Source organism: Lachnoanaerobaculum sanguinis (assembly GCF_033242365.1).
GTDB classification, from domain to species: domain Bacteria; phylum Bacillota; class Clostridia; order Lachnospirales; family Lachnospiraceae; genus Lachnoanaerobaculum; species Lachnoanaerobaculum sanguinis.
The window spans coordinates 202763-212336 of record NZ_BTHK01000003.1 but is presented as its reverse complement, the minus strand read 5'-3'; the positions used below and the strand labels follow the sequence as shown (position 1 = coordinate 212336).

The following is a 9574-nucleotide window of genomic DNA, read 5'->3' as shown; positions in this document are numbered from 1 at the left end:
CCAAAAATAGACAGTATTATAGAAAAGTAAAATATCCTGACAAAGTTACAAAGCCGAAATGCCTTGTATTTGTCAGGATATTTCTATTTTGTTCTGCGGGAAGTAAAATTACTTATTTCCCGACAGTCCCTTTTTATAATGGTATTTAAATATTAAATTTGTATGATGAGCTATAAAAATTCAGTGTGTTTTTTATGGCAATATGACCATAAGAAAATTGTCTATATGCACAGTTTTATGAGATAAAATTGTTTAATGTGCTAAAATTAATCAAAATACAACGAAACGTGGTATCAGGTATTGCCAAAATAGTGATAGTTTGTATAATGAAAGCATCAAACTTTTTACATGATGTTTGGTTTGATATCTTTTTTCTTATAGAAAGTAAACTTTCTAATCTGTGTATTCTAAAAATTCTACAAAGTTCTAAACATCATGACATGTCGGTGCACCGACTATTTTCCATACATAGCCGGGTATTTGATAGTAGGGGCATTATACCCGGCTATATTTAATACTTCTGAAATCAATTCTGAAAACTTCTAAAGACAATGGAATCAAAAATAATTCTCTGATATAATAAAGGAGCAGATATGCAAGAAAAAGATATAACTCAAAAGATGCTTGAAAGACACAATGATGTTTTTTCGGATATAGTAAATGTATTGTTGTTTGGCGGAAAGAAAGTGGTAGAGGAAGAAACACTTTTTGATGCCGTTACAGACAGTGCATTAAAAATAGACGGAAGAGTCAGGTTTCAAGACAGAGATGTTGCAAAATATTGGAAAGACAGTCAGATAAATATAGCACTTTTAGGAATAGAAAATCAGACAAATCCGGATAAATTTATGCCGCTAAGAGTAATGGGATATGACGGATTGGAGTATACAAGACAGGTCAGAAAAGAATGTAATGGTGAAAGCAAATACCCTGTAATTACCTTGGTATTATATCTTGGTTATGATAAAAAATGGACATACCCGAAGAATCTATTCGGGGTTTTAGATATGGATGAAGAGCTTAAGCCATATGTAAATGATTATAAAATTAATTTATTTGAGATAGCATATCTGGACAGAGAAATAATAGATTCTTTTACAAGTGACTTTTGGATACTTGCAGATTATTTGTATCAAATGCGGGTAAATAAGAATTATGTTGCAGATAAGAGGTCAATAGGTCATATAGAGGAATTACTGATGCTTATGTCTGCAATGACAGGAGATAAAAGGTTTGAGGAGATCATAGACGAAGCAAATACGAAGGAGGTTGTGAATATGTGCGAAGTATTGGATATAGTTGAGGCAAGAGGGATAGAAAAAGGAATAGAAAAAGGTAGGGAAGAAGGTGCCGATTTAATAAGCAGGTTAAATACGATACTTGCTAAGGAAGGCGATCTGGACAAGATAATAAAAGCCAATACGGATAAGAAATATCGCAATGAGCTTTTAAAAAAGTACAATCTTTTAAGGGATTACGGAAAGTAAATATATTGAACAAAAAATCGCGATACCGACTCGGTACGCGGTTTTTGCATAATAGAAGTTTAAATATTAAATTTAAATGATGTAATATAAAAAATAACAACTGTTTTTATGGCAATATTACCATAAGAAAATTGTATATATGCACAGTTTTAAGAAATAAATTTATTTAATACGCTAAAATTAATCGGAATACAACGGAACGTGGTATCAGGTATTGCCAATATGGTGATAGTTTGTATAATGAAACTATCAAACCTTTTACATGATGTTTGGTTTGATATCTTTTTTCTTATAGAAAGCCAGCTTTCTAATCTGTATTTTCTAAAATTCTACAAAGTTCTAAACATCATGACATGTCGGTGCACCGACTATTTTCCATACATAGCCGGGTATTTAATATTAAGGGCATCATACCCGGCTATATTTAATTCTTCTGAAAGTAAATGTATTGCTGTTTGGCGGAAATTAAATTTATATAAATATATGAATAAATACTTTGATGGGTTGATTTTCAACTCATTTTTACTTTTAAAATCTTGAATTATTATCAAATTATTAAGACGTACTATAAAAATTGTAAGTTCATTTTGCAAATGAAACATTGTACAATTACAGTGTTAAGAAAATCGGTTTGAACTGTGATAATAAATATCTAAATATCTTTAAAGTTTAAAACTAAAATTCAAATTGATATGGAGGTTTGTCTATGAAAAAATCAATTATTTTGGCAAGTGTCTTAGCTGTCAGTGTTTTAGCTGCCGGATGTGGAAAAGGAGCCGATAAGACAGAAAGCAAAGAGAGCAGCAGTGCTGTAGTTGAATCATCAAAGGAAGAAACTACTGCAGAGACTACAAAAGCTGAGAGTAAGGTGAATGAGGATGAATTAAAAGTCCCGGGGTATGCACTTGGAGAGATTCCTGAGGTTCCGGTTGTAGTATTGCCTCCACTTGGTATAGATGAAAATGCTGATGCAAAAATAAAGATGGACGCTACAAAAAGCCTTTCATCAGTGCCAGGTATTACAGTAACACCTGTTAAAGTTGAAAATGATCAGATTATAAGAGGTACAACCTCGGTGCAGGTGGGTGAAAACGGGTCCGGACAGTATGCGGACGGAAATACTACGGTTCAGACCGAAGGAGACGGTTCCGGACAATACATTGACAGTGAAAAAGGAATTACTATACAAAGAGAAACCGACGGATCGGGACAATACTTGGATTCTAATAAAGGAATTACATTGCAAGTGGAAGCAGACGGATCCGGAAATTATTCAGATGACAGATATGGTATACATTTGATGGTAGATGCAGACGGAACAGGTTTGTATACCAAGTCGGAAACCAATTTAAGTATATCTGTAGATACTCAGTATGTAATATACAGAGATCAAAATATGGATATTGAAGTAAACGGTGACGGATCGGGAAGTTATAAGAATAAGAAAACAGGTCTCGGAATAGAAAATGACGGTAAGGGAAAAGCTGTTATCACATTTAAGGGTAAAGAGAAGGAAGTTGATGCAAAGCCGTTGGTTTTCTCATATAAACTGCCTTTACTCAGTGCGGTTCCTGCAGTGCCTGCAATAGAGGCCAATAGTATAATGATTACTCTGGATTCGGGAGTGTTGTTTGATGTTGACAAATATAATATCAGACCTGATGCGGAGGAAACTCTGAACAATCTTGCAAAGATTTTAATAGAGGCAAATATAACCGATTTTGAAATAGACGGACATACCGACTCCGATGCGGATGATGCACATAACCAGACACTGTCAGAGAATCGTGCAAATTCTGTAAAGAGCTATTTACAATCTGCAGGTGTTACTGCCAATATTACTACAAACGGATATGGAGAAAGCAGACCGGTGGCAACAAATGAGACAGCTGAAGGAAAACAGTTGAATCGACGTGTAGAAATTATTATTCCGGTACTGTAAAGTTTGAGGCGTATGGTTAGACCATATGCCTTATTTTCTTGTTCAAAGATTATAAATATAGTATTATAAGTATCGGTTAAAACATTAAGATCACCTTTACAAGGCATTTTTATAGTACAGCATTTTATATATTATATAAGTATAAAATATTTGGGAGGCTGTTATGAAGTATATCGTAGTTGATTTGGAAATGAACAAAGTTGGAAAAGAGCATAGAAATCTTGGATGTACTATGGAGACTATTGAAATAGGTGCTATAATGTTGGATGAAAACTTTCAGGAGATATCATCATTCAGAACCTATGTAAAACCTGAGTACAATACAAGAATTACATCAATAGTGAGGGATCTGACAGGAATTACCTACGATATGGTTATAAATGCACCTAAATTTGACGAGGCAATAAAGATGTTTTCAAACCGGTGTCTTTGTGTAGATGATGCAAGAAATACAGCAAAGCTTTTCCATATTTTTAAAGATCGTGAACTGTTTGATAATACACTAAGTAAGATAGCGGAAGCTATGAGGCCTACAGATTTTGGAACATCTCTAGGCAGTCTGTTTGATTTGTCAAGTTTTGCTGTTGCATAATATTAGTGATGCCTACAGGTCTGAAACCTGATACAAGTTTTCTTGTAAGAGGATTCAGACCTTTTTGTGATTAAAGAAGGATGGATAAATGGAATTAAAGGAGCTGTTAGATTATATAAAAGAAAAACATAATATTGAAGAGTCCGACAGATGGGATAGCTCTTTAACTATGTCAAGACTGTGCCATCCTTTAACGGGAAAGATGATTGCGCTTCTTATAAAGGAGTGGAATTCCGATACCGGAAGATGGATGGAACATTGTGATTTGAAATATGAAGCAAGTTTATTTGACAGGATGAAAGAGTATATAGTTGATCCTTTGCGTATGCATGGTAGCAGCTGGATAGGCATATCATTTAATGATAAAACGGACAAAGATTATATATTTGAATTATTTGATAATGCGATATTGCAAGGCAATCCGTCTAAAGACACAGCTTTATCGGATACCGGTAAAAGTAATACTGTATATACGGATACGCCTTTACCATTTGCAAAAGGGAGTGATTTTCTAAAGAAAAAGGAGTATATCCCGGAGAAAATCACTGAAATGAGAAAACTGTATAGATATGATGATTATTCCGGACAATTAAGAGCTAAAAACTTCTATAGGCAGGCCAAGTTTATGGAAGATTATGAGGATGATTATCATGGGCAGGTATGTGATATTTCGGGTTATTTTACTACATACCATGATTTGAGTGATAAACAATTGAGAACTTATTTCACATGGAGAACCGAATTGAGGAATGGCGTATATAACAGAACATTTACATCCTTTATATACTTATATATCTATGAGCTTCTTTGCGGTATAGGCAGTTCTTCATCTGTTGAGAGTTTGAACAAACTTAAAGAATTTGAAGAAAAATTTATAGAAGGCGGTTTTTTAGAAGATAATACACAGATAAAAAGGAATTTACATAGATGGTATTTTGAGTATTCGCTTGTTAAAGGCTTTCCGGTGGATGAGGTAAAAAAATATATTGATAAAGAGATATTAGACAGAGATCATGCACTTGAAATTTTGAAAAAATCCGGAGATTATGATGATATAGAAATATTTGATGCCATATGTTTTTTTGCCGGTAAGAGATTTTTAAATTCCGTAAGTATTAAAAAGGAAAGAGAGAAAAGTATAATTATATATGCCTATGTGTGGAAATATATATTAAAGAGCGGAAATATTGACGGCAAAAGTATATTTACACATTGCTTTGGAAGGATGCAAAACAGAAGCATATATCCGTTATTAAATGCGGTTTATTTGAATGATAAAACAGAGGAAGATGCAGACTATATAGTAAACGGAGTGAGGTCGTATCATTGTAAAGCAGGCAGGTGGAAGGAAAAATCTTATATAAGGGCATATTTTGATAAGAAGAAACTTGCATCTATAGTTCATGAAATTGACAGATTGATCAGAGATGAATTTAAGCTTGGATATTATTTGAAACCAAGTATGGAAGATACCAGGATTGCCACCATTATTGCAGCTGCATTTAACGAAGCTCTTAAGGAAATAAAACACAATGAAAGAAACCTGATAAATATAGACTTTTCGGCATTAAAAAAGATTCGAAACGATGCGGAAATTACAAAGACAAGTTTGCTTGTAGATGAAGATTGTATACATTCTCAGGTGATAAATACAGATATAGTTGAAAAGGCTGATATACAAAATACTATCGAAAAGAATTCTATAAAATATAATGACGGTAATCAGAGTAAATCAGAAAACTTAGATTTTGATAAACCGCCGGAAATATCAGATAATATAAATTTAAAGATCCTAAAGTTTATTATTGCAGGAAAGGATTATAAAAGTCTGATAAAGTCAAATAATCTGTTTACATCAATTATTACCGACAATATAAATGAGACTTTCTTTGAAGATATAGGTGACAATATATTGGAATGTGAAGGCGATGAAATATATTTGGTAGAGGATTATAGAGAGGATATTTTGAATATCATAGGAGAGATATATGAATGAAGATAAAAAGGTACCTAAGAGAATTGCTCAAACATTGATTAATTCACTTAAGGGAGGTGTGGTTCCAAGAACAGGTTTGCCATATATTACAGTCGGCAGAAAAAACGAGATAGAGGCATTGCTGCATGATGTGGATATAGTGGCAGAAGGTGGTGCTTCATTTAGATTTATTGTAGGTAAATACGGTAGCGGAAAGAGCTTTTTATTACAGACTATAAGAAATTATGTGATGGATAAGGGCTTTATAGTAGCGGATGCGGATCTATCGCCGGAAAGAAGACTGCAGGGAACTAAAGGACAGGGACTTGCGACATATAGAGAGCTTATAGGAAATTTGTCTACAAAAACAAAGCCTGAAGGTGGAGCAATAACATTACTTTTAGACAGATGGATAAATAATATTCAGACTGATTGTATAGAAACAAATGGGGTATTACCGGGAAGCAAAGAACTTTTAGATGAGGTGGATAAGAAAATATACACTGTAATAGCAGGACTTTCAGAGATGGTTCATGGATTTGAGTTCGGCTCACTACTGTCTAAATACTATCATGCCTATATAGACGGGGATGATGAAACAAAGATGAAAATTGTTCGTTGGTTTAGAGGTGAATACAGCAGAAAGACAGATGCAAAGGAAGCGCTTGGAGTCAATATAATTATCACAGATGAGGACTGGTATGAGTATTTAAAGTTGTTTGCTATGTTTTTCAGACTTGCGGGCTATAGCGGAATGATGGTTATGGTAGATGAACTTGTAAATATATATAAGATACCTAATGCTGTTACCAGACAATATAATTATGAAAAGATGCTTACAATGTATAATGACACATTGCAGGGTAAGGCAAAATATCTCGGAATTATAATGGGTGCAACGCCACAGACATTGGAAGATAAGAGAAGGGGAATATACAGCTATGAGGCTCTTCGTTCAAGACTCTCGGAAGGCAAATTTTCAAAGCCCGGTATGAGAGATCTGCTCTCGCCTGTGATAAGGCTTGAAGCACTGACTCCGGAGGAGATGCTTGTATTATGTGAAAAGCTCTCAGATATGCATGCCGGACTCTATGGCTATAATAGGAAACTAAGTGATATAGAGTTGGGTGATTTTATAAAACTTGAGTATTCCAGAATAGGAGCAGCAGAAAACATTACTCCAAGAGAAGTGATAAGGGATTTTATTGAGCTTTTGGATCTTATATATCAAAATCCGGATTTGAAAATAAATGAACTTTTGGAATCTTCCGATTTCTCTTTTGCGAAGTCGGAGGCGGTATCAGATAATACCGATGAAAATTTTGTGGAGTTTACATTATGAACACATATGAAAGATATGCCCCCTTTATAAGGGAATATATTTATAATTCGGGATGGCAGATGCTTAGAGGTGTGCAAAATGCCGCTGCAGATGTTTTATTCAATACGGATGAAAATCTTCTTTTAACAGCATCTACAGCTTCGGGAAAAACAGAGGCGGCATTCTTTCCGATATTGACTTTGCTTGAGGAAAATCCTTCAAGTAGTGTAGGAGTACTTTATATAGCACCACTAAAAGCTCTTATAAATGACCAGTTTTTAAGGCTGAATTTTATATGCGAAGAAGCGAATATTAAGGTGACAAGATGGCATGGCGATGTGACTCAGACAGGTAAGAGGAAACTGTTAAAAAGACCTTCGGGTATTTTACAGATAACACCTGAATCATTGGAATCATTGATGATAAATAAGCATATGGAAATATCATCTCTTTTTCATGATCTAAGATTTATAGTGATTGATGAAATACACTCTTTGCTTAGAGCCGACAGAGGTTTACAGACATTTTGCCTTATAGAAAGGCTTTGTAAGATGGCAGGATGTAATCCGAGAAGAGTGGGGCTTTCCGCCACTATAGGAAATCCGAGGCTTGCCGGTGATTTTCTTTCATCCGGAAGCAAGAGAAAAACATTGATACCTGAGTTTGACAGAGGCAAGGAAACCTGGAGATTATCAATGGAACATTTCTTCAATACAGAGCCGCAAGCTGTCTGTTATGAGGATACAGCAAAGGAGATAAATACCGGATACGTGCCGAAAGGTGCAAATCCGGGACTTGCATATATATTTGAACATACAAAGGCAAAAAAGTGCCTCGTATTTACAAACTCAAGAGAAGAATGTGAGATTGTATGCCAACAGCTTAGACAATACTGTGAAGCAAATCATGAATCCGACAGGTTTTTAATACATCACGGCAATCTCTCCGCATCATATAGAGAGAGTGCGGAAGAGGAGATGAAGGATGACGATTCCTTGATATCTATATGTGCTACTGCGACACTTGAATTGGGAATTGATATCGGAAGACTTGAGAGAGCATTTCAAATAGATGCTCCTTTTACCGTATCAGGATTTTTACAAAGACTCGGAAGAACCGGAAGGAGAGGGGCACCTTCGGAAATGTGGTTTGTTATGAGGGAGGATCATCCTGAGCCCAGGGCAATGATGCCTGAGATGATACCATGGTATCTTATACAGGGAATAGCTTTGGTACAGCTATATGTGGAAGAAAAATTTGTGGAGCCTCCAAGACTTGACAGGCTTCCATACAGTTTGCTCTACCATCAAACAATGAGCACATTGGCTTCAATGGGAGAAATGACACCTGCCGATCTGGCAAGCAGAGTCCTTAGTCTGTCGGCCTTCAGAAGAATAAGTCAGGATGATTTTAGGCTTTTATTGCTTCATTTGCTGAAAACAGATCATATAAACAGGACTGAAAACGGTGGACTTATAGTGGGGATTTCCGGTGAAAGAGTGGTAAATAACTATAAATTTTATGCTGTTTTTCAGGAGAATATAGAATATTCCGTACGAACAGAGTCACAAGAACTTGGAACTGTTGTGAGACCGCCGGAAAGAGGAGGTAAGGTTGCAATTGCAGGCAGAGTGTGGATTGTGGAGGAAGTAGATCATAAAAGAAGAGATATATATGTAAGCTTGGTAAAGGGAAATATTCCGGCTTATTTTGGAGACGTGCCGGGAGATATACATACTCATGTACTGGAGAAAATGAAAGACGTACTCAGCTCATCAGATACATATATGTACTTGATGAGTCATGGTAGAGGCAGACTGGCACAAGCCAGAGATTGCTTTAAAAAGGCTGAGTTGTCAAATAAGCCGCTTATACATCTTGGTGGGAATATGTGGGCTTTATTTCCATGGCTTGGAAGCTATGCATTTTTGGCACTTGAGAGATTTTTAAAGGTACATTGCGCAAAAGAACTTGGTCTTAAAGGTTTAAATCCTTCAAGACCGTATTTTATACAATTTACTATGAATGTAGGTGAAAAAGAATTCTATAAGACAGTAAGTGAAAAAGCAGCCGAGGAAATAGACCCCATGTCTTTAGTTTATGATAAGGAAGTACCTGTATTTGAAAAATATGATGAATTTGTACCGGAAGAGCTTGTAATAAAGGGTTTTGCTTATGGAGTACTGGATATAGAGGGAATGAGAGAGCGTGTAATAGGTTGGAAGGATAAATTAATCTGAGATAGAAAACGGTTTGA

6 protein-coding genes are annotated in these 9574 nt (G+C 35.4%); all 6 read left to right on the top strand.

Annotated features, from left to right (window positions below; translation table 11 throughout):
- The first annotated feature begins 593 nt into the window (after positions 1-593).
- The 6 genes from SBH76_RS03380 (at position 594) to SBH76_RS03355 (ending at position 9557) form a co-directional block, all read left to right on the top strand.
- Positions 594-1487 (top strand): Rpn family recombination-promoting nuclease/putative transposase, encoded by an 894-nt coding sequence (locus tag SBH76_RS03380; protein ID WP_317976777.1) that lies wholly within the window; start codon positions 594-596, stop codon positions 1485-1487.
- Between the two features lie 706 nt (positions 1488-2193).
- Positions 2194-3429, top strand: coding sequence for an OmpA family protein (locus tag SBH76_RS03375; RefSeq protein ID WP_315085128.1), 1236 nt, complete (start codon positions 2194-2196; stop codon positions 3427-3429).
- Positions 3430-3592: 163 nt separating this feature from the next.
- A complete protein-coding gene (locus SBH76_RS03370) occupies positions 3593-4021 on the top strand; it encodes a 3'-5' exonuclease (RefSeq protein WP_317976776.1) in 429 nt (142 codons plus the stop codon).
- 88 nt (positions 4022-4109) lie between these two features.
- A complete protein-coding gene (locus tag SBH76_RS03365) occupies positions 4110-6017 on the top strand; it encodes a TerB N-terminal domain-containing protein (protein WP_317976775.1) in 1908 nt (635 codons plus the stop codon).
- Positions 6010-7338 carry an ATP-binding protein gene (locus SBH76_RS03360; protein ID WP_317976774.1) on the top strand — a complete coding sequence of 443 codons (1329 nt, stop codon included), beginning with the start codon at positions 6010-6012 and terminating at the stop codon, positions 7336-7338. Before SBH76_RS03365 ends, SBH76_RS03360 begins: the two co-directional genes overlap by 8 nt.
- The gene (locus SBH76_RS03355; RefSeq protein WP_317976773.1) at positions 7335-9557 is read left to right on the top strand and encodes a DEAD/DEAH box helicase; all 2223 of its coding nucleotides are present in this window, start codon (positions 7335-7337) and stop codon (positions 9555-9557) included. The genes SBH76_RS03360 and SBH76_RS03355 overlap by 4 nt, the downstream gene beginning before the upstream one ends.
- Positions 9558-9574: the final 17 nt, after the last annotated feature.

Bases quoted from the DNA above. Each gene is read 5' to 3' on its own strand.
- SBH76_RS03380 (WP_317976777.1), top strand. From the start codon at position 594: ATGCAAGAAAAAGATATAACTCAAAAGATGCTTGAAAGACACAATGAT.
- SBH76_RS03375 (WP_315085128.1), top strand. From the start codon at position 2,194: ATGAAAAAATCAATTATTTTGGCAAGTGTCTTAGCTGTCAGTGTTTTA.
- SBH76_RS03370 (WP_317976776.1), top strand. From the start codon at position 3,593: ATGAAGTATATCGTAGTTGATTTGGAAATGAACAAAGTTGGAAAAGAG.
- SBH76_RS03365 (WP_317976775.1), top strand. From the start codon at position 4,110: ATGGAATTAAAGGAGCTGTTAGATTATATAAAAGAAAAACATAATATT.
- SBH76_RS03360 (WP_317976774.1), top strand. From the start codon at position 6,010: ATGAATGAAGATAAAAAGGTACCTAAGAGAATTGCTCAAACATTGATT.
- SBH76_RS03355 (WP_317976773.1), top strand. From the start codon at position 7,335: ATGAACACATATGAAAGATATGCCCCCTTTATAAGGGAATATATTTAT.